Annotated in this window: 18 protein-coding genes and 2 tRNA genes; 5 read left to right on the top strand and 15 right to left on the bottom strand. The window is 43.9% G+C overall.

Annotated elements, in window-relative coordinates; genetic code table 11:
• Positions 1 to 143: 143 nt before the first annotated feature.
• Positions 144 to 1,583 (bottom strand): imelysin family protein, encoded by a 1,440-nt coding sequence (locus AC3A8L_RS09800; RefSeq protein ID WP_487962069.1) that lies wholly within the window; start codon positions 1,581 to 1,583, stop codon positions 144 to 146.
• A gap of 230 nt (positions 1,584 to 1,813) precedes the next feature.
• Between AC3A8L_RS09800 and AC3A8L_RS09805 the strand changes: the two genes are divergently transcribed.
• The gene (locus tag AC3A8L_RS09805; protein WP_487962070.1) at positions 1,814 to 3,058 is read left to right on the top strand and encodes a cytochrome-c peroxidase; all 1,245 of its coding nucleotides are present in this window, start codon (positions 1,814 to 1,816) and stop codon (positions 3,056 to 3,058) included.
• A gap of 23 nt (positions 3,059 to 3,081) precedes the next feature.
• Here AC3A8L_RS09805 and AC3A8L_RS09810 read toward each other — a convergent pair whose 3' ends face one another.
• A complete protein-coding gene (locus tag AC3A8L_RS09810; RefSeq protein ID WP_487962071.1) occupies positions 3,082 to 3,411 on the bottom strand; it encodes a hypothetical protein in 330 nt (109 codons plus the stop codon).
• A gap of 362 nt (positions 3,412 to 3,773) precedes the next feature.
• Here AC3A8L_RS09810 and AC3A8L_RS09815 point away from each other — a divergent pair, with 362 nt between their 5' ends.
• Positions 3,774 to 5,462, top strand: coding sequence for a glycoside hydrolase family 5 protein (locus tag AC3A8L_RS09815; protein ID WP_487962072.1), 1,689 nt, complete (start codon positions 3,774 to 3,776; stop codon positions 5,460 to 5,462).
• A gap of 195 nt (positions 5,463 to 5,657) precedes the next feature.
• Positions 5,658 to 6,431, top strand: a complete 774-nt coding sequence (locus AC3A8L_RS09820; RefSeq protein ID WP_487962073.1) for a polysaccharide deacetylase family protein — start codon at positions 5,658 to 5,660, stop codon at positions 6,429 to 6,431.
• 263 nt (positions 6,432 to 6,694) lie between these two features.
• Here AC3A8L_RS09820 and AC3A8L_RS09825 read toward each other — a convergent pair whose 3' ends face one another.
• A complete protein-coding gene (locus AC3A8L_RS09825) occupies positions 6,695 to 7,063 on the bottom strand; it encodes a hypothetical protein (protein WP_487962074.1) in 369 nt (122 codons plus the stop codon).
• 444 nt (positions 7,064 to 7,507) lie between these two features.
• On the opposite strand from AC3A8L_RS09825, the gene AC3A8L_RS09830 reads away from it, so the two are divergent.
• Positions 7,508 to 7,933, top strand: a complete 426-nt coding sequence (locus AC3A8L_RS09830; protein WP_487962075.1) for an FKBP-type peptidyl-prolyl cis-trans isomerase — start codon at positions 7,508 to 7,510, stop codon at positions 7,931 to 7,933.
• 341 nt (positions 7,934 to 8,274) lie between these two features.
• Here the strand turns inward: AC3A8L_RS09830 and AC3A8L_RS09835 are convergent, their stop codons facing one another.
• From AC3A8L_RS09835 to mshL, 10 genes are all read right to left on the bottom strand, one after another.
• The gene (locus AC3A8L_RS09835) at positions 8,275 to 8,865 is read right to left on the bottom strand and encodes a prepilin-type N-terminal cleavage/methylation domain-containing protein (protein WP_487962076.1); all 591 of its coding nucleotides are present in this window, start codon (positions 8,863 to 8,865) and stop codon (positions 8,275 to 8,277) included.
• Positions 8,866 to 9,036: 171 nt separating this feature from the next.
• Entirely contained in the window at positions 9,037 to 9,717 is a 681-nt protein-coding gene (locus AC3A8L_RS09840) for a type II secretion system protein (RefSeq protein ID WP_487962077.1), read from the bottom strand.
• Positions 9,714 to 10,544, bottom strand: coding sequence for a hypothetical protein (locus tag AC3A8L_RS09845; protein ID WP_487962078.1), 831 nt, complete (start codon positions 10,542 to 10,544; stop codon positions 9,714 to 9,716). The genes AC3A8L_RS09840 and AC3A8L_RS09845 overlap by 4 nt, the downstream gene beginning before the upstream one ends.
• Positions 10,541 to 11,035: a hypothetical protein gene (locus AC3A8L_RS09850; protein ID WP_487962079.1), complete on the bottom strand. Its 495-nt coding sequence runs from the start codon at positions 11,033 to 11,035 to the stop codon at positions 10,541 to 10,543. The genes AC3A8L_RS09845 and AC3A8L_RS09850 overlap by 4 nt, the downstream gene beginning before the upstream one ends.
• Positions 11,032 to 11,604 carry a hypothetical protein gene (locus AC3A8L_RS09855; RefSeq protein ID WP_487962080.1) on the bottom strand — a complete coding sequence of 191 codons (573 nt, stop codon included), beginning with the start codon at positions 11,602 to 11,604 and terminating at the stop codon, positions 11,032 to 11,034. The genes AC3A8L_RS09850 and AC3A8L_RS09855 overlap by 4 nt, the downstream gene beginning before the upstream one ends.
• A gap of 52 nt (positions 11,605 to 11,656) precedes the next feature.
• The gene (locus tag AC3A8L_RS09860) at positions 11,657 to 13,228 is read right to left on the bottom strand and encodes a hypothetical protein (RefSeq protein ID WP_487962081.1); all 1,572 of its coding nucleotides are present in this window, start codon (positions 13,226 to 13,228) and stop codon (positions 11,657 to 11,659) included.
• 5 nt (positions 13,229 to 13,233) lie between these two features.
• Complete coding sequence (locus tag AC3A8L_RS09865) at positions 13,234 to 14,436, bottom strand: type II secretion system F family protein (RefSeq protein WP_487962082.1); 1,203 nt, start codon at positions 14,434 to 14,436, stop codon at positions 13,234 to 13,236.
• A gap of 4 nt (positions 14,437 to 14,440) precedes the next feature.
• Positions 14,441 to 16,150: a GspE/PulE family protein gene (locus tag AC3A8L_RS09870; protein WP_487962083.1), complete on the bottom strand. Its 1,710-nt coding sequence runs from the start codon at positions 16,148 to 16,150 to the stop codon at positions 14,441 to 14,443.
• Complete coding sequence (locus AC3A8L_RS09875; RefSeq protein WP_487962084.1) at positions 16,140 to 17,600, bottom strand: tetratricopeptide repeat protein; 1,461 nt, start codon at positions 17,598 to 17,600, stop codon at positions 16,140 to 16,142. Before AC3A8L_RS09875 ends, AC3A8L_RS09870 begins: the two co-directional genes overlap by 11 nt.
• Before the next feature lie 2 nt (positions 17,601 to 17,602).
• On the bottom strand, positions 17,603 to 19,363 hold the full coding sequence (mshL, locus tag AC3A8L_RS09880; protein ID WP_487962085.1) for a pilus (MSHA type) biogenesis protein MshL: 1,761 nt from the start codon (positions 19,361 to 19,363) through the stop codon (positions 17,603 to 17,605).
• A gap of 663 nt (positions 19,364 to 20,026) precedes the next feature.
• Between mshL and AC3A8L_RS09885 the strand changes: the two genes are divergently transcribed.
• Positions 20,027 to 20,392, top strand: coding sequence for a helix-turn-helix domain-containing protein (locus AC3A8L_RS09885; RefSeq protein ID WP_487962086.1), 366 nt, complete (start codon positions 20,027 to 20,029; stop codon positions 20,390 to 20,392).
• A gap of 248 nt (positions 20,393 to 20,640) precedes the next feature.
• Here the strand turns inward: AC3A8L_RS09885 and AC3A8L_RS09890 are convergent.
• Positions 20,641 to 20,727, bottom strand: a tRNA-Leu gene (locus AC3A8L_RS09890).
• 71 nt (positions 20,728 to 20,798) lie between these two features.
• Positions 20,799 to 20,872 (bottom strand) — tRNA-Cys (locus tag AC3A8L_RS09895).
• Positions 20,873 to 20,975: the final 103 nt, after the last annotated feature.

Genomic DNA, 20,975 nt, shown 5'->3' on the forward strand with positions numbered 1-20,975 from the left:
GCCCAGAAAACAATCAATTCGCCTTTTTGGTGAGCGTCATTTCGACCCTACCTGACCCTACCTGACCCTACCTGAGTAGTTACGATTAGTGATTCGTGAATGTGCGCCGGCAGCCTAAGCGGCCGGCGTACAATTCTCATACCTTATGCATCGCAATCGGCTGAAGGATCGCTGGTGTTGCAATCGGAGGCGTCGGGGTCGACAACGGTATCGTCAATTTCAAGGGCGACGGCGACTTGGGCAATAACATTCGCTTGGGCAGACAGTGAAATAATGGTTTTTGCGAGTACATTATCTCGGTTGTTGTTATCCATAATTAGCACATCTACTGGGCTGCCGGCACGGGCAGAGGCATCTACGGCCTCTAGGTTTTCCCATGTCGCGGTTAATGCCGCTTCCATACTGGTGGCCAAGGCTGTTAAAGAAACGCTGGCTAGATAATCGTCAATGCCGAAGCCGTTTACGACGGCGTTTGTGGTGACATCATCGGTGCCATCAAGGTCGCTATCGTAACCGGCGTATTCGCCATAGTAGCTGTTGCTAACGCCTTCGGCATTTAGCCAAATGTCGCGGTGGGTATTATCGGAAAAGCACGAGTGCTCATCTTCTTGCGAGTTGCCACGAAAGGCTATTTGAATACGTTCACCGGCAAGTTCACCTTCAGACAAAGTGCCCATGCCAATCAAAATTTCGGTGAGCTTTTGTTTGGCGGTAGCCGCGTCGTTAACGGTGGTGAAAGCTTCGCGATAAACGGCGCCTTCGCTCCAGCCATCGCGAACACTTTCGAGATCGTCTATGAGTTTTTGGGTAACCACTTCAAGAAAGGTGTGACGGCGATCGGCAAAATCGTTGGTGGTGAAATCTTCAAGCGGGCGGTGGCCACCGGAGTTAAGAATGTTCATTCCCGTAGACATTTCACGGCTAGCTTCAGTATCGGGGCTGCCGTCTATATTGAGATCTTGCCCCCACAATAAAAATTCGATGGCGTGGTAGCCGGCAATTACATCGTGCTCATCCGGTGCGGTGGCGGTATTGCTGATAAGCGCGGCGTTAATTTCAATTTCGGTGGAATTGATGATTGTTTTATTGGGGTAATCAACGCCTGTGGTATGAAGGGTTACGCCCACCTGATCGTCGCCAAAATCGGTGCCCGTAACGACGTAGTCAATTAAACCTTCGCCTAAGGGCCAGGCATTAATATCGCCTTCGGGGCCATCTTCATCTTGGTAATTTGTTGAATCGATAGGGCTAAGGCGAAAGCGATACACCTCTGTTTGGCCATAGGGTTCGCGCGCCACAAGCCAAGCCATTTTGGCGGCATTAAGATTAGCTTGCGTAGGTTCAGCCTTGAAGGCTTCGAGTGCTGTTTGCAGCTGTTTTGCGGTTTCGACGGAGTCGGTGTAAGCGGCGAGGGCAATGTCTGCGTTTGTTTTAAGCACTTTTTGAACATCGGCAACCACAATGGTCGATACGAGGTTATTCGCTGTTGATGAAGTGGCGGTTGAATTACTGTTCCCACTGCTACCGCATGCCGTAATGGCGATGCTAGCTGTAATCATGGCGCTAAGCGTTTGTATTTTCATCGTTAAATCTCCGGTTACCTAAATAAATGATAAGCGCGCAGCGCAGTGGCTTTGCTGAGTTTTAGATATGCTAATGTAAGTGGTAATGATTATCAAGAAGCTAATCATTCTTATTTCTTGAGTATTGATGTGTTTCTGCGTTATTATTTTTGAAGTTGCCATTCGTGTTGTTTGGCTTGCCCCGCTATAGCTGCTTGGTTTGGTGGTCATTTCTTTGCTGTGTGGTTTTCATGAAACAATATTTTTTAGGGCGCTGGTTACTGGCTGCCTTTTGCGTGCAAGCATTAACGGGCTGTGGCTCTAGTGGTTCAAACTCAGGCGTAACTTCGAGTGAAGCCGCTGTATTCGCGACCAAAGCGGCTTTGGGAGAAAGCTTATTTTTTGATGAGAATCTTTCGTTGAATCGGTCGCAGTCGTGCGCAACGTGCCATAACCCGGAGCACGCTTTTATCGATAACCGTTTGGGTGATGATGGGGCGGTGGCAGCGGTATCTTTGGGCGACGATGGCTTTTCTTTGGGGGATCGCAATACACCATCTGCGGCATATGCGGCTTTTTCGCCAACTTTTGGTGTTGCGACGCACGCGCGTTTTAATAGTCAGCAGTCTGATTACAGTGGTTATGAAGGTGGCCAGTTTGGCGATGGTCGCGAGAGTGATTTACAGGGGCAGGCCGGTGGGCCGCCGTTAAATGCTATTGAAATGGGCTTGGCGGATAAGGCGCAAGCGGTTGAGCGGTTGCAGGAAAACCCATTATACGTTTCGGCTTTTAAGCAGTTATTTGGCGAAAGGGTCTGGGATGACGAAAGCGAAGCCTATGCGGCCTTTACCCAAAGCGTGGCAGCGTTTGAGGAGTCACCGGAGTTTTCGCCTTTTGATTCCAAGTATGACCGCTATTTACGCGGCGAGTACTTTTACGATCCTCTCTCTAAGGCTGCCGAGGGTAAAGCCTTATTTTTCTCGCAACAATTTACTAACTGCGCCACTTGCCATCAGTTACAACCCAATAGTCACCGGCAAGAACTATTTACGCGCTATGAGTATCACAACATTGGTATTCCTGTGAATAAAGCGGTGAGAGCGAAAAATAGCAAAGGCGATGGTTATATTGATCAGGGTTTGTTCGATAACCCGCTAATAACGGATGCGCAGGAAAAAGGAAAGTTTAAAGTCCCGACCTTACGCAATATTGCCGTGACAGGGCCTTACATGCATAACGGTGTTTTTAAACGCTTAAGTACTGTTGTTGAGTTTTATGATCAGTATTTAACAAGTAGCGAATTCACGGTCAACCCTGAAACCGGCGAAGCGTGGGGTGCGCCAGAAGTGCCTGAAAATATCAGCTTTACAGAGTTAGAAGATGGAAAAAAACTAACGCCTGAAAAAGTGGAGGCTATGGTGTGCTTTTTAATTACGCTAACTGATTCTCGCTATGAACATTTAATTCCGAATGATGGCCCGGATTGTGACGGTTAATAGTTTTTATATAATTTTTTATTCTAGATACAAAAAAAGCCCAGCAAAGCTGGGCTTTTTCGTTTAAGCAGCAAGGGATGGGGGGGGATACCTCTCATGTCTAAATTCTTGATTTTGATATCCTTTCTGCGCCCCTTGCACGTCTCACTATTTATTGCACCGGTGTCATTATTCTGTTGGCCCGCTGCTACGCCACTTTGTACGCGACCTCTACCTTTTTTCATAATTGTATATCTAGGTTTTTTATCACCTGTATGGTTATCACTTTGTTTATAAGCTAACGGCGTAAGCTTAGTTGGGCGTGATAACCATTTGTAATTCTTGTTGTTTCTGAGTGTCGCTAAGCGTTGCATTATTTAATGCATAATTATTTTCTTGAAGATAAATGGTTTTATTTTTAGTGTGATTGTTGTCACAAGCAAACATATTAAAAAGCTTATGAGTGTTTTTGAGGTGTATTTTAATTGCCGGGTTAAGACTTTCTGCCTACGCTATTACCCTTGATCATTTGATTGGAAGTGTTGGTGGTGTCACATTTTCTACCGATAAATTCCTTTACTTACCATGGCTCGGCACCCGATCATTGATTCATTAGTCGGCATGTGAAATCGAAGTTTTTTCGGCTGTTTAGGCTGGGAAAACAAAAAGTGTTTTTTGAACGTTTTATTTTGGACACGGCTTTAAATAAAAATAATCGCTACATTCGGAGAATTTAATGATTGATAATTTTAATTGGCTTGGCGGTAAGGTAATCGCTAAGCATACATTTTTAGCGGTATCGATTGCTGCACTAACGGCTTGTGTGGGTACCGAAACGGAATCTTCTTCTAGCGACGCCGTGGGTACCGGTAATAGCTCTACTGCACAAACGGCATCATCTGCGCCTGTAGTGGCTTCTTCGATGGCTGCGACAGTTTCATCTGCTGCTGCAGTTTCTTCTGCATCCAATGCAGATCTCACGCCTGCTGAAAAGATTGCGGAGTTTGTCGCAAATTATCAGCCGCCCCAATCGGGTACTAACGGTATTTTCCGTGTTAAAAACGGCAAGGTTACTAAAAATGGGCAGGACTTACCTATTCGTTGTGGTAACTGGTTTGGCCTAGAAGGGCAGCATGAAGAAGCTGGTCCGGCGCCTATGGAGCTTTACATCGGTAATATGTGGTGGGATGACACCGGCCGCACGATGGAAAACGATATGACTGAAATTAAAGGTCTGGGTTTTAATACAATCCGCTTACCGATAGCGCCTCAGACTTTAGTAAAAGGGCATCCGGACGGCAAAGGTTACTTAGATCAAAATGCGCCAGCTGATTTGAAGGGTCCGAATCTTAAAAATATTTACACGGCTTACCCTTATGCCGATGCTTATGAAGCAATGATCGGCTTCCTTAATACCGCTGAATCTGAAAATGTTAATGTCATGATCGACATTCACTCTTGCTCAAATTATGTGGGCTGGCGTGCAGGTCGTTTGGATATGTCACCGCCATATGTTGATAAAGATCGTGGTGCGGATTACAAATTCACCCGTGAAAACTACAGCTGTGGTGAGGGTGGCGCGGGCGTAACGGTTCATGCCTATAACGAGGCGAAATGGTTAGAAGATATCAAGACAATAGCCGTGTTGGCGAAAGATCATCCTAATGTTATTGGTATTGATATCTTTAACGAACCCTGGGATTACACGTGGGATCAGTGGGCAACCTTGGCAGAAAAAGCGTACGCTGTGATTGAGGCAAACAACCCCAACCTGCTGATCTTTGTGCAAGGTATATCTGGTGGTAACAGCACAAATGAAGAAGAGCCTCATGGCGATATGGCGACTAATCCTAACTGGGGGGAGAACCTCTTCGGCTTTATGGATCGCCCACTTAATATTCCACAAGACCGTTTAATTATCTCGCCACATACTTACGGCCCTGCGGTATATCAGCAAGCTCACTTTATGAACCTTGATAAAGACCCAACTTGTGAGGGTTTACACGGTGAAGAAGCAGCAGAGCATGGCTGCGATATGATTATGGAATACGATCGTCTTAAGCCTGGTTGGGATGAGCATTTCGGCTTCCTACGTGATATGGGTTATGCCACTATTATTGGGGAGTGGGGTGGTAACCGTTATTGGCCAACAGGTGGCGGCGCTCGCCAATCTGAGGCTGATGCCTGGGATCACATTACTAACGGAACTGGCGAAGCTAATATCGACTTCCAGTGGCAGAAGCAATTTGCTAAGTATATGAAAGAAGAAAGCATTGAATCTTGCTACTGGGGTATTAACCCTGAGTCTGCGGATACTGGCGGTGTCTTCGAGCATCGTTATACGCAAGACGGCAAAAGCTGGGGTTATTGGGATGAAGTCGATAACGTGAAGATGAATATGATCAGAGACGTTTGGGGTATGTAATTCCCTTCACGTTAATAGGTTTAGTGCCTTATTACTTGATAGATACAGTAGTGGCTAGGGGCTAAGCTTGCTGAAATAAAATCCCGCTCTGGAAACAGGGCGGGATTTTTTGTGTTTCCTCGCCCCTAAATTGGCTGCTTGGGCTGTTGGGCTCTACACTTATGACATCTTTTTTAATGTAAAGGGCGTTTGCGCATGAAGATATTAGTGATTTTCTTGTTGTTGGTCAGTTCTGCTATGGCAGCAGCAGGGGATTGGAAGGGTAAAAAAGCAGCTGTTGTTTTAACGTATGACGATGCTTTAGGTGTGCACCTTGATAACGCGATGAAAACGCTGGATAAGCACAAGTTTAAGGGGACTTTTTATGTCACGGTGAGTAGCGAGCCTTTTAAGTCGCGAATTTCTGAGTGGCGTGCAATGGCGAAAGCGGGGCATGAGTTGGGTAATCACACGATGTTCCACCCGTGTGATGGCAGCCAGCCTGGACGTGACTGGGTTAGCAAGGCGACTGATCTTTCGACGTGGAGTGTGCAGCGCATGGTCGATAATATAGCCATGACAAATGTCTTGCTGCAGGCAGTTGACGGGAAGTCTGAGCGAACTTTTGCTTATACTTGTGGCGATAAAACCGCAGGCGGAGAATCCTTTGTGGGGCAGGTGATGAAAAACTTCCCTGGCGCGAGAGGAGTGCAAGGCGGCTATGAAAAAATCGACACCATGGATTTAAGTGATATTCGTTCGTTTATGATAATGGGTGACAGCACCGAAAAATTAATTGGCCGTGTTGACGAGGCTATTGAAAAAGGCGCGCTGGTGGTGTTTCTGTTTCACGGCGTTGGCGGCGAGCACGGTTTGGATGTTTCAAAAGAGGCGCACGATGCGTTGATTACTTATCTTAATAAGAAAAAAAGCGACCTTTGGGTAGCGCCTATGATTGATGTAGTTAATTACGTTAAGGCTAAGCGTTAAATAAATATTCACTGGGTGTACGATCAAATTCGGTGGCATCGATGTTGTTGGTCGAATCATTAAATTTGCTAAAAAATGCTGTCAATTACGCTGGGTCGATTGTGTAAGTGACAGCATTTTTTTGTTCAGGATTTAGTCTGTTGTCTGTAGTGCATATTTAGCGATGTCCTTGAGTTTGTTGCGCTCAAAATTGCGAAGGTGGGCGGCATTAACGCCGCGATCTTCTGTATTCAAAGTATTCGCTGGTTTAGGTTAGCAGCCGGCTACGTTAGGTTGATTTTAGCAATCACGTAAGCGTGGTCGCTGGGTTTATCCGTTTGTGCGCCGGGCTCTACGCCGATAAGTTCGTTGCCGTGAATGATTTCGTAGGTCGTTTTACCCGCGTCTAGAAGTGATTTCGGCAATATGCCGTGCATCAAAACTTGCAGCTTGCCGCGGTGATTGTAGTCAAAACGTTGTTCTGGCGGCAAGGTGAGTACTAGGCTGGCGTTCTGGATGCCGGTAAAGGCCTGTAGTATGGCGTTGTGTTCGGTGTCGTTAAAATCGCCAGTGATACAAAGCGGGTAACTCTTCATGTGGGTTAGAAATAATGCCGACCTAAAAGGCGAATTGATTGTTTTCTGGGTATTCAAGCGTCGGGCCTTGCAGGGATAGCAAGGGGGAGAAAACGCAGGAGCATGTTTTCCAGAGCTCTTGCATAGCGCCCAGCCCCAGCATGGATGCGTGGGGGTAGATTTTGCAGGAGCACAAAATCGTAGATGGCTTGAGCGGCCCAGCAAATGATCAATTTTCCGGCCTATTTGAGCATGGCTGAATAGTTACCCAAACGGTTGGGCAGCCTTAATTCCGTGTTTGAGTGGTTGTTCAGTAACCTCGTCCCTTACCGGCAGGGCTAGGTTAAATCGCGCGTAAATAATCAATCTAAAATACGTGTTTTTTATGTGGGCTTTGCTGTTAGTGTTATCACGAGTTTGCTGGGGTAAGGCAGGCTGTTTGCAACGGCCTGCAGGCGCGCGTTTAAATCCGTTGCTGCGTTTGGGTGGTCGAAATAACTAAAACAGTGAAAAGTTAAGATAATGGCAAAAAATAAACTTAATAAAGGTTCTTCCGGCCAAAATCGCAAGGCCAGTGAAGGGTTCATCGATAAGTACCGGCAAAAGGAGGGAGTACAACAAACCAATACCGGCCTTTTGTATCGTTTGGTGGAGCAAAGTGAGGGGTTGGTGCCGGCTCTGGGTGATAGTGTTCAAGTCAATCAGCGGATTCAGCTGGTGGGCGGCAAGATTATTGGTGACACTTATAAAGAGGGGTTGCCTGACGAATTTAGTCTGAAAGAAGCAATTCCAGGTATTCGCGAAGGCCTGCAGTTAATGCAAGAGGGCGCTCGTTACGAATTTGTTGTGCCGTCAGAATTGGCTTGGGGCAAAAAAGGTGTAGGTGATAAAATCGGACCTAATGCCGTGTTGATCTTTGATATACGGTTGTTAAAGGTTTTATTATAGGGCTGTGCAGTGCTCGTTGGTTCTCAAGCTTGCCTTGGGTGGATGTTGGCGGTGTTAATCTTGTCTATGCCGTTCCTAGATCACGCTACCGGTTTTATTACCGCTACTGGTATGTTGCTCAGTTAATATGGCCCACACATGCGCAATGTTAATGAACGTCTGGGAGCAGCAAACGTTTATCGGTACGGCGATTTTTCATACTTGCTCGATATACAGCTGCTCAACCACTGATACTTGATGTGAATGCATGTTTGGTTTTAGCTGCGAATATAATCGTGCTGTCAAAAATACTACAGGGGCCTGAAGTGAATTCACACCAGCAGGCCAGTTGCAGTGAATATTTAGCTGGCTGACGAACATATCCAGCTATTGCCAGCGACAGTTGGGTATGCGGTTTGGTTGTTGCGGCGGACGGTGCCGGTTGTACCGTCGTTATTATCCATTTTACGATCAATTTCACGTGCAACATCATTCGGTACTGCAGCGCATATAACAAGGCCTGGCAATCCTGCTGCATTTGAACGGGCATAGGTTTCTTGGCCAAACTTATTGATGAAGCGTCCATTAGCTGCAGCTATATAACCTTGAAGAAGTCCCGCTGCTTGTAAATGTTCCCATATAAGTTGGTCGCCTTCATTAGCACTGAATACACCATTGCCGCTACCGTTGGTTAATGTGGCAATGCCGGTGTTTGTTGTCGCATTAGCGTCGTCGCCAGGAAGGGCGCCGTATTTATCTTGATAGGTGTTAACGATCGCTGAAAATTCATCAATCTGTTGAATCTGCGCTTTCACTTTTGCACTTGCGATTAGCTGTTGACCACCAAGGACACCGCCCAAAAGTAAGCCAATGATAACCAGTACTATGGCAATTTCTACGAGTGTGAAGCCACGTTGGCGGGACATATTGGTAGGTTGCTGGGAAATGTTCATAATAAGTGCCTATTAATGAGCTAGTGCCGAGAAAGCGAATGTTTAATTTTGAGTGCAGAATTGGCACTCTGTAATAAGATTGTTGATTCAACCCGCATACTAAAAATGTAGTACAAAAAAAGTGATACACAAGTGGCGCACAAATTGTGAAAAATGGTTTTGGGTTTTGGATTAAGGTAGTTGCCCCGCATTAACTAAGGCACTAATAAGTTGATTGATGTTGACCCAGCCAACAAGGTCGTCATAACCTTGATTTATATGGTTTTTATCAACAAAGTTCGCGTCGTTGTCACGATTTTCTTGTTCATCGTTGTCACCGCCGCTAGCCCAGTTTTTACCGTGCGATATAACAACAGCGGGTATATCGCTTGCAATGTCGCTTCCGCCTGAAGCATCTAGAATACGTATATTGCCGTTTGAGCAAATTTCGAAAGAAATTCCCGGTGTGTCGGCGTCTGGGCAGCCACTGCCATCGTTGCTGTCAGCAAAGCGAGTATCGACGTGATAGCTTAAGGTTTGCTTCCATGCGTCGATAGCAGTTATTCCTAGCGTGGCGTAAGGTACAAGACCACTAGCGTTGCTGCAGCTCAAGCCGTTACGGTTTTCGGCGCCGTCGTTATCTGTGTCGGGGCAGGGGAGACGCCCATTGCGAAGGGCATAGCCAACAAGTGTTTGTGTCGTTAGCTCAATGGTTTTTTTTGTGTCACGTAGCTTCATTACTTCCAGTTGCAGTTTAATTGGGCCAACCATGCCGCCTATAACCAAGCCAAAAATAACAAGTACAACTGCCATTTCTACGAGGCTGAAGCCGTTTTTTTTATGCTGCAACGAATTCACTGATGAGAGGGTCATGGCATTCTCGCGTATACACGGGTGAAATCTTGAGGTGAAACCCATAAAAGCTGGTCGTTAAAGCCATCGACTCTATCGCTTTGAATGAATACAGAAAAATTACTTGTAGGCATGGATTGGTCGCCGGCATTACCTAAACCGTTGTAAGTACCCAAAGCATTATTTACGCCGCTTAGCGTGTCTAAATAGTTGATGGCATTGTTTCTGGTGGCGTTTAGTGCGCTGCTGCCGCAGTGCGTAGCTGTATCGCCGCCGAGTGTGCGTGATTGTTCTTGATGCGGGCTTCCTGGAGCAAAAATAACTGCAAGTGCATACTCTGTAGCGTCTCTGCCAACACGTATAGTGTTGGTGCTATCGTGAATAACAAAGTGCCCTACGGTGTGAGGCATATTGCTCAGTGTGCTTGTTGGTGCGAGTTTGTAATTTCCAGATACCGCATAACGTAAACAGGTAAAAGATGCGTCGCGCAAAATGGGTATGCCTAATGTTTTCCACGGCAGCCAGCCTTCACTGCTCTCACCCGTAACGCCGCAGGGGAGGTTACTGTTACCATCACCATTAAAGTCAGGGCAGGGTAAGTAACCAATAGCGGTAGAGCCTGCCACTCGATCAGAGAGTAGTGCAAAGTTTATGAGTGCGAGTTTTGCTTTTGCCAAGACTAATACATTGCGTTGCTGCTTTACGAGTATTTGGTGATTACTGTCAAATTCGCTCAAAAAAACAGATGTCATGACTACGACTAAAATCGTCATGATGATAATCAGAGCACCTCCGCGTTGCTGCGAAAAATACTTTGGTGATGAGTTTGGAGCCCTAAACTTGGTCATTGACTCTCATGTGTATCTTTGACCGAACCCGTATCAACGTCCAAACTTTGGCCGGCTTTGATCTTTGTTGTGTGCTTTTTTTCTGGTTGAGATAAATTTAGCGTTTGCTTATCTTCATCAACATCGCGTACAGCAATTGATGGTGCGAGTATGCGACTGTTGGCTCGCTTCCCATTTACCCAAAGTCGAGGCGTGTAGGGTTCACCTTGTCGATAATAAAAACCATTAATGTTAAGTGTTTGCGTTTTTTTTATGACTACTGACGCCTCATCTCCAGATACTGGTTGAGTTGTCGGAGCACCTTTTCTTAGTGCATCGATCTGTTGTCGCTGTTGTTCTGATAGGATTAGATCACCTAACGCATAAGCATGCATTGAGGTTGTTGTTAGTGCTCCATAGATAGCTGCACTGTATAGAGGGCGCAGCAGCTTGTAAGTGGTGGTGTTGTATTTACTTTTTTTATACATCATGTATGCCTTGAGTGCTTTCATTGCGCGGGCTCTCCAACATCAAGTGCATCGTTTATCTCGGTATTTATGTCTGCAGATTCAGATACGCTCAGCCAGGCCAGTGTGCATGTTAGTTCAAGGTTTTTTTCTTCAGCAGCAATCTTTACTTTGAGTGATTTTTTAATATTACAATTAACTATGCGCACCATGCCGGGCAACGATATTAAAGTGTCGATGATATCAATGAAGTCACCTTCATGCCCAAGGTCAGCATTAATCTCCATCATACTTTGTGATAATCGCAGTGGGGGTGAAAATTCTTGGCCGATATTTTCAATGCGCTGTTGTGCTCCTATCGAGTACCTTAAGCTGGATAGCTGACGATATTTTGTTATGGCCTTTAACGCTTCACCCCAAAGTAAGCGGTCTTCGTCACCGTAAAATTTATTTTTTTGTAACTCAGAAAATGAGGCGGAATAACGTGTAATGAGCTCTTTTTTTGTGGTTAGTTTGATGAGTGCTCTTTCGCCTTGGCTTACCTGGTTGGTCAAAGATATATATGATTTCTTTGCAGTCTGATAGCTAAGGTAAGAACCAATTATGATTGTCATCGAAATAAAGATGCATATTATAAAAATAAGAACATTGTATTGATAGGGGGATTTATAGTGTTTCATCGCTATCCCCTGTATCGTTATGAAATGTAACAACCAAACTAAATATACGCAGCTTTTCTGATGAGAGCTGCCTGCTGGATAAAAAACGTTCTTCTAATAATTCGGAGGGGCGGGTATCAATGGCTCTTTGTTGCTCTTCTACTGTATTGATGCCAGCTTGTGCTAATAATGCCGTTTTGAATTCACGTATAAGACCTAATACTTCACGGTTACTTAATTGTTCCTTGGCAGAAACGGTCAGGGTGAGCCGCAAAGGCTTTTGTAAGGTGTCAAGAAAAGCATCACTATCTTCATCTTCGTTATTGTTTTCTGTGTAATCGTAACGCCATTCAATAGCTTCAATCCTAAGATCAAAAAAACCTTCATATGCATGAGATATGGTGTCAAGTACTTCAGTTGGATGGTAGCTGTTCTGTTGTATTTCATTATAAAGCGCCACGCTTTGTTGCATTACAGAAGGTAATACTAATGTTTCAGGGGTTTTTTTAACTATTACGCTCTGTTTATAATCCAACTCGGATAAGATAGCTTTTTCTTGTCCACTCTTTTTTTGATATGTACCTTGCAAAAATAAAAATATAAATGATAGCGCTATGGCAACCGTAAGGGTTAGGGTTGTTACATAAGATATGTTTTTTTTTGTAAGACGAATAGTGCGTTGTTGACATAAATTCTTAGGTTCTAAATTTGGTTTTCCATTAGAGTGAATCGCTAAGTGACAAAGTAAGTCGGCTAGATTTGTGTAGCTATCTGGCTGTGGGAGTTCAAATTCTTTTGCTAATTCATTAAGGCTAACGTAGTCACAGTTGATGTTAAGGTTGCTCAAGCGTTCCGTTACAATGGGGGCGTAGGTCGGATTGATAAACGCCAAAGCGCGGACTTTAGTTTCGGGTAAAATTTGTCTTGAGCTCTTCAAAAAGTGATGTGTGCGCTCTATTTCTTTGTTCAGTTGGTAGCAAATGTCAGCGTCTATTTCTCCGGAAATGCTTGTGACTCGCGTAAGATTTAGTTGTCGGTTTTTTAAAAATGTTTGACGAAATAAATATTTATTTTTGTTTTCTTCGTGGTTTTCAGAAATTATGAGTAGCTGGTCGTCATCGACTACTTTCAGTAGTTTTCGTTGCATAGCCGGTATTAGGTAAATGCCTCGAACTTCCACTTTTTTTTGAATGAGCGTTTCGATAATGCTTTTGTTCATTGACGACAAAGAAATGCCGAGTAATAAGTAAATGTGGTCCTTGCGTCCGGATTCTTCTTCATATAAGTGCCGTTTCCATATGTAGTCGGCATTATGGAATAGTGACTTCTCTTTTCTTGCCAGCAAACGTTCCCGGTCTTTTTTTCCAATCTTTGGAATTTTCTCTTGTTTTATTTCTTCACCCATTACATCTAGACAGATGTGTATTGATGTTGGAGATTCTTCGTCAATACAATTATTGAGCTTATCTAATGTATTTTTTTTATCATAGTTTAGATTGCATACTTTCTCTGCATGTGCACCCCGCACATGCCGGCTGAAAGTGAGGAAGTTGTCGGAGAGATAAAGTATATGCGACATAGTAGTTAAATCTCCATGCCGCTAATCAAGGAATATACCGGCCCCAATACCGATATCATAATCCAACCGAGTAATACACCGAGGATGACAGTCATGCTCGGCTCTATCATGCGCTCTACTTTATCAATAGATTCTTTTACGTCACGATTGTAAAAATAACTAATGTTCAATAAGGCTTTATCTATGCTGCCACTGTGTTCACCTGCTTTAATCATACGTAAAACTAAAGGAGGAAAAATGTGAGCGCGACTAAATGCATCGGATATAGTTGACCCCTCTGTCACTTGATCATGAATGTAGCGTATTTCTTGTTCGATAAAACGGTTGTTGACAATGCCACAGGTTATATCTAAGCCTTGTAATACACCTATGCCAGAGCGATAAAGTAAGGCAAAATTTGTTGCAAACCGGGCTAAAATAATTTTTTTAAATACGGTCCCCAGTATAGGTATGCGTAAACGTAATTTGTCAAAAAATAGTTTTGCGTTAACACTACGCTTGGTGCTAATTTTTATGATTAGGGCACATGCAATGGGAGTGAATAGAACTAAGTACCAATAATCAATAAAGAAGTCGGAGGTTGCGATTAGTGCGCGCGTGTGAATAGGCAAGCTACCGCCTAAACTTGAGATAAAGCTCGTCATTTGAGGGACAAGGTACATCATCATGAAGCACAAAACTCCAAAGACAAGTGATCCAACAAAAAGTGGGTACATCATTAGTTTCTTTGTTTTACTGATGAGTTCATCTTGCCATACCAGGCCTTCTTTAATCTCAGTGAACATCGTCGATATTTCGCCACTTATTTCGCCTACTTTAATTAGTTCTGTAACTAGTGGGCTAAATATTTTATTTTCTGACTCCATTGCTGCGGATAAAGTGTTTCCACTTTCAATCTTATAAATAATTGATTCGCTCATTGTGCGAAGCTGACTAGGGCTTAATCCCTCTTTAAATTCGACTAAGGATTCAATGATCGGCACACCAGCACCAACCATTTGCTCCATGTGTATAAAGAAATCGATTAGGTCGGATCGAGTAATTTTCTTTTGTCCGAAATATGATTTTGATATTTTTACTTTGGAGTGAATAAGTTCGCAACCAGCTTTTTCTAGTTTAGATTCTAGATCGTGAATGTTGCTTGCTTCGATAATACCTTTGAGTACTTTCCCGTCATCACGAATAGCTTTGTACACATAGGTAGTCATGCTGTTAGCCTGCCAGTCGTGACGTCATGTCAACAGTGCGAGCCAATTCATCAAGTGTGGTGCTGCCCGATTTTACTTGATCAATGCCGTCGCTGGCGAGCGACCGAAAACCTTTACTTTCGGCCAGTTGAATCATCTCCCTTTGAGATTTACGTTGCGTGATCATTTCGTCGAGGTCACTGTCCATTCGTAATACTTCGGTTAAGGCAATTCGGCCCTTGAAACCGGTATTGTTACAGCGTTCACAGCCTACGGCTTGAAATATAGTATTTATATTTTCTTCCGGCGTAATTTCTAACAATGAACGCTCCACTTCATCTATTTCCTTTTCTTTTTTACAGGTTATGCACAATTTTCTAATAAGGCGTTGTCCAATAATTCCGATAATATTTCCGGAAATGATATCCGGAAGCACACCAATATCGTTCAGTCGTGGAAATACACCAATTGCAGAGTTGGTGTGCAGGGTGGAAAATACTTGATGGCCTGTCATGGCTGCACGAAACGCCATTTCTGCTGTTTCATGATCCCGGATTTCACCGACTAAGATGATGTCAGGATCTTGCCGCATTAACGACCGGATGCCGTCAGCAAAATTCATTTTTGATGATTGACCAATTGATGTTTGTCTAATTAAACCCAGAGGGTATTCCACTGGATCTTCGAGCGTCATAATATTTACTTGCTCATTATTTAAATGGTTAAGCATTGAGTAAAGCGTGGTTGTTTTTCCGCTACCTGTTGGGCCAGTAACAAGAATGATACCTTCGGGGCGCGCCATCATTAACTTAATCAGACTTTTGTTTTTTTCACTTAAGTCTAAATCTTCTAATGGGAAAATTGATTTTTCACGATCGAGTATTCGCAATACAAAATTTTCACCATGTATTGTTGGTTGACTTGCGACACGAAAATCGATTGGGTGGCCTGCAACAATAAGATTGATTCGCCCATCTTGTGGTGTACGTGTTTCTGCTAAGTTCATGTCAGAAAGTACTTTTAGGCGTATTACAATGGATGACCAGTACTTATCATGTAAGCTCCGTATTTGGCTGAGAATACCATCAATACGATATCGTACACGTAAAAATCCGTCTTCAGGTTCGAAGTGAATATCTGACGCGCCGCGTTTAACCGCATCTGTTAAAAACGCATCTACTAAGCGTACTACCGGGTGTGCATATTGCGCGCTGCCATCACGTTGCTGTGTATCTTCATATTCCCCTGTTTCAATTTCTTTTAAAATACCATCGATTGATAATTCATAGCCATAAAAGGGATCGATGTTGGCTTCGATTTCTTTATCGCCAGCTAATAAAGGAATGATGGTGATGTCAGGCGATAGTGATGCTTTTATTCGATCTAGTGCCAGAATATTATAAGTGTCGGCCATGGCGAGGCGCAGTAATTTTTTTTCCGGATCATAATCACAGGGTAATACTTTAAATTGTTGCGCTAATTGCTTATCAATAAGTGAAATTGCATCCATGTTGGGTACAACCTCACTTAGGTTGATCTGTTCTTCTCCACGACTATCACCTAATACATGCGTTAAGAGTGACTCATTTAAAAAACCTAGATCAATAAGTACTTTACCAATTTGATTGCCAGTCTGTTTTTGTTCTTGCAGTGCTATTTTCAATTGATCTTGCGTAATAATGCCACGCTCAAGTAATTGATCTCCAATGCGCATTACAGGTTTTTTATCGTTCATCAATACGCTCCAGTTGTGCAATGCGAGTTTGAATTTCGCGTATATCTAGTGTTGAGGATGTATGATTGCCCGTTTGACGCTCAGTACTTTGAGTTAAAGCAATAGCGGATTTGTAGTATGTTTTTGCGGTTTTGTATTTATTTAAGTTATCTAAGGCTACTGCAAGGTTAAAAGTGAATTCTGCATTGTTAGGTTGAAGTGAATATGCATCGAAGTAAGCTTGCTGCGCTGTTCGCCAATCGCCTTTCTGTGCATAAAATGCACCTTTTGCTGCTGCAATATTGGCGTTTTCAGGGAAACGTTGAGATAGTGCATCAACGGTATTTTGTGCATAAGGGTTTGCATGTAATAAGCCAATCTGTGCCATGGCGTGGCTATTATCTATATGTAAAATTCGCTCATAAAAACCTTTTGCTTTAGCTGTGTCTTTTTTATCGTTGTGTATTTTTGCTAGCGCAAGTAATGCATGAATATGTTTTGGGTGTTTGGTTATAATGTATTCATATAGCGTTTGTGCTTTGTTAAGTTCGCCAGCCATTAATGCGGCGTAGGCATTGTTTAGTGCTAGTGTTAATGCGCTTGTTTTTTTACTTTTTTTAATACTTAGGGCGGTTGTTGCAGTTGATGTTTTTTTATCTGCCACTGTATTTTTTTGCTTAGCGGTAATGTTACCACTTATGGCGCTTGGTGAGACTTTTTTATTGGCAGTTGTCTCCTGACTGTTATTCTTATTTTCTGTGGTAATGGTCGTTTTGTTGTCGATTGTTTTTTTAACGGCTACGTCTTCAGAATTGTTATTACTTGGTGTTTTTCGATGTTTTTTTACGTTTTCAGCGATGCTCATGTCATCTTCGGGTGAATAGTTACTCTCAATAATTGATGTGTTTGAAGTGCTTGAGGAATAAATGTATACGCCTATAGCTATCAGTATAGGAATAAAAATTAATGCGTATTTTGTATAAGCTGTAAAGTTGGACGTACTTTTACGTTGTTTTTTTTTCTGTTTTTTTAGCGCGGATGAGCTGAAAACGGCTGTGCTTTTAGGTGTTTCATTAACCTTTGCTTGTTCAGTGTTGGGTGTTGTTGAGTTTGTATTGTTTGACGCTTCATTAGCTGTTTTTTTTGGGGTTGTCTCGATTTCTTTGGTGGCGACTTCTTGCTTGCGTGTTATTTTTTCAACTTCTGGTGTGGTGTCGGGTTTCGTCGCTATAGTCTTTTTTGTCTCCAGTTTTTCCGAGTTATTTACAGTATCAATACACTGTGCAGTTTGGCCTTCTGTTTCTATTATCGAATCATCACTGGGTATTGCAGCATCACTAGGGTGGGGTTTATCTTCGATTTCCGATAGCTCTTCAAGTGTGCTGTCATCTAGCGTGAAGTTGTCGATCTCTTCGTCTTCAGCCGCTTTGTTTTTTGCAGACTGGCGCAATGTGTCAAGGAGTAGGCTCATTCTTAGCGTGCCTCCGGTTCAATCGTGCCCATGCTGTTCTTTTGATTTGTAGCGGGTGAAGAGTTATTTAGAAGCCGTTTATAGGCTGAAAATTCACCATTGAGCGTCGGGTTTTCAACCACTATGGGTTTGATGAAAATAACAAGTTCTGATTTTGACGTTTTACGTTCTTCATAGCCAAATAAGCCTCCTAGCCAGGGAATCTTTGAGGCGGTAGGTAATCCGCTGCTATTGTCACTATGATTATCTTGCATTAAGCCGCCAATAACGGCGATATCACCATTTTGTACTCGCAGTATGGTTTCTATTTCGCGCACAGAGACTTCTGGTACAAAGCTCTCGGTGTCACCTAAGGCGGGATTGGGGTCTTTTACAAAACGTAAAATACGTGAAATGGTGGGGCGCACATTGAGCGTGATATCACCGTTGTCCGACGTTTGTGGGGTTACGCTCATGACTAAGCCAACAGGTAAAGTATGAAGCACGGATTCAAAGGTGCGAGTAGTCCCTGTTTCAGTGGTTTCAGTTTCTACATTAATGGTGAAGTACACTCGGTTATCGACTACTTTTAGCAGTGCGGTTTGGTTGTTGAGCGCTAATATTTTAGGGGTGGAAAGTACCTTTGTATTGCCAAACTCACTTAAAAGCTTAACGGTGCTGGCCAGTGTATAGTCACTTTTGGTGTTGCGGTATTGCAAGGTGTTAACGGGCATGTCGCCTAAATTCGTACCGATTAATGCTTGTGTAAAGCTGAAGCCGTCTGTGCCAGGGATTACTAAGCGGCTCCAATCGACACCGGCTTGAAAATCATCATTGAGCTCTACTTCAACTATAGTCGCTTCAATAAAAACCTGTCTCTGTGCACCTTTCAATATTTTAGCTAAATACGTAGCAATCTCTTGATGCAGTTTCTGCGTGCCAAAAACACTCAGTACGCCACTTTCTGGGCTTAGCATTAAATTGGGGTGCCCGTTCTCTGTTGATGCATCGTCAGCCCCGTCTGTACTTTCTGTTGTAGGCTCGGCCTCTAATTCAGCTGTTAAGGCGCCTTGCGTCATGTTCGTTTTTAACGCTGATGCATCGTCAATTATTCCATTCGATATGTCAGTCTGTTTGTTGTTGGAGCGTATCCTCCGTTCTGTTTTTACTGCTTGCCGCTCATGATGATCAAGAATGCTGCTGATATTGTTTTTCAGCATTTCCCAAAATTCATGCTTTGATGTGTTGGTGATGCTGGTAGACGATACATTTCCCAGTGTTTCTCCTCCGCCCGTCGTAGATACCTCCGTTGCAATTGCAATTTTAGATTCGCTGACGCGGCCCATGCTGACATAGCTGACATCATAGTGTTTTAAGAAGGCCGTATCTGCTTCGACTTTGATGACACCGTTGATATGACTAAAGCGAAGAGGTGCTTGAGCTGCGATGCGCTCAAGTAACTGGTTAAACGTAATGTCGAGCGCATTCAGCGTTACTCTTCCTGTAACGTCTGCGCTAATGTCAGCATCAAGACCGGCGTCTCGCGCCATTGCAAATAATAATTCTTTGGCGGGCACGTCATTGACTACAACGGTAAAGCGTTCCGGCTCAATAATGTTTGATGGCGGAGGCGGCAGTGGTGTGCTTTGGTGCAACGCGGGAGCTTTACCTTCTGGCTTGATAGATTCCTGAATATGCAGATCGGAAGTATCAATAGGCGTCGTCGTACACGCAGCAAGTAAGACTGCGTAAACGACTAGCGGAAAGATAATGGGTTTTACCATAGTGCAAGGTCTTGTTGTCTTCTATTGGGTCAGCGTTGGTCTCGTTTTTAAGTCATTTCGGCACTGATAACTTATAGAGAGGCCTTATTCTTCAGCTTAGTAGAGTTTGGTGTGAATGGAGGAAACTCGTGTTTGAGGGTAGGCGCATTTTGAGTGGTGACTTGACATGAAATTAAGGGAGCCCTTGGTGTATGTGTGGGTCCTTACTTGCGTATATTTGAGCCACTGAGTGATTGCGCGTTCTTATATATGCGGTGCTGATCTTTGTGTTGACGCCGCAATTACTCAGTGGGCACCGTTCGGTGCAGTGTTGGTGTGTGCTTGCTATCGCCTCGTGTTCTGCATCGCAGTTATCATGAGGGATGGGCGGGATTTTAACCTATTGATAAATATTGGGATTGTAAGAGATTTCTGGCTCTTCTCCGCTTTAGTGGGGCGTGCATAGCATGCTCATTAGCTATTGATGGCTGTTGTCTGTGTGTTTCCCGGGCTGCGCTGCCGGTTTTATTGTCGCTACTGGTATTTATGTTCAGTCAGTGGCGCCTAAACAATCTTGGATTCAATTGGCAGCTAGTTGTTCTCGCTTTATGGCTTCACCTTTTAAGATAACCGATTCAATAGAGTCGTACGCTTTGATGTCGTCGAGCGGGTTCTGTTTTAGTAATGGTAGAAGAGCTGCAGGCAATTTTTGCGCGATGGGAAGGGTTGGCTTCAGCGAGGGAGTTGTTTCTTTCTGAGAGTAGTATTGCGGTATCGCGTGCGGCTAAGTTGCTTGGGGTTCCTTCACGACAGCTGTCGCAAGCCATTAATTCCATCAATGGGGCGAGCTTTTCGCAATATCTAAATGAGCAGCGTGTTGAGCGGGCAAAAGCGCTATTACGGCAAGATGAAGCAATGCCTATTACTGAAATCTATCTGGCTGCGGGATTTAGTGCAAAATCTCATTTCCATCGTGAATTTTCTCGAAGCACGGGGATGACGCCTAGTGAGTTTAAGGGGAGAGAAGAAATAAAGCGTGGTATGAAATAGGGGGGGCTTAGCGCACTTTTTTTTGGTTGACGGATTAATCTGACTAAGTAAGGGTTCTGGTTGTTACTCTGATTGCTGTAGATGAGTTTAGCTGGATGGAGTGGAGTCTGGGGCAGGGCTCGAGTTCTGCTCAAACAGTAAGGGCATCGCTGACCGCAGTACAAACAAAAGACTTGATGGGATTGTTTGAAGTTAATATATGAGGGTGAATCTGAATTTTGGTAATATTTAGATTCGGATATGTAAAGTGGTGCCCGGGGCCGGACTTGAACCGGCACGACCGCGAGGTCGGGAGATTTTAAGTCTCCTGTGTCTACCAATTCCACCACCCGGGCATATCAGGATTTTTATAGTAAGCGTGGATACCTACTGTACCATTTCTGGCGATAACTTCCTTTTGAGAAGTTGGAGGCGCGACCCGGAGTCGAACCGGGCTACGTGGATTTGCAATCCAGTGCATAACCGCTTTGCTATCGCGCCTCATGCTTTAACCGCTTGCGGGGTAGCCCTGCTAAGTTGCTAAAACCGCCTTAAGATTCAAACGCTTAAAGTATTTGTCTGCGTCTTAAGTGGAGGCGCATTG

Source organism: Marinagarivorans sp., from assembly GCF_982758155.1.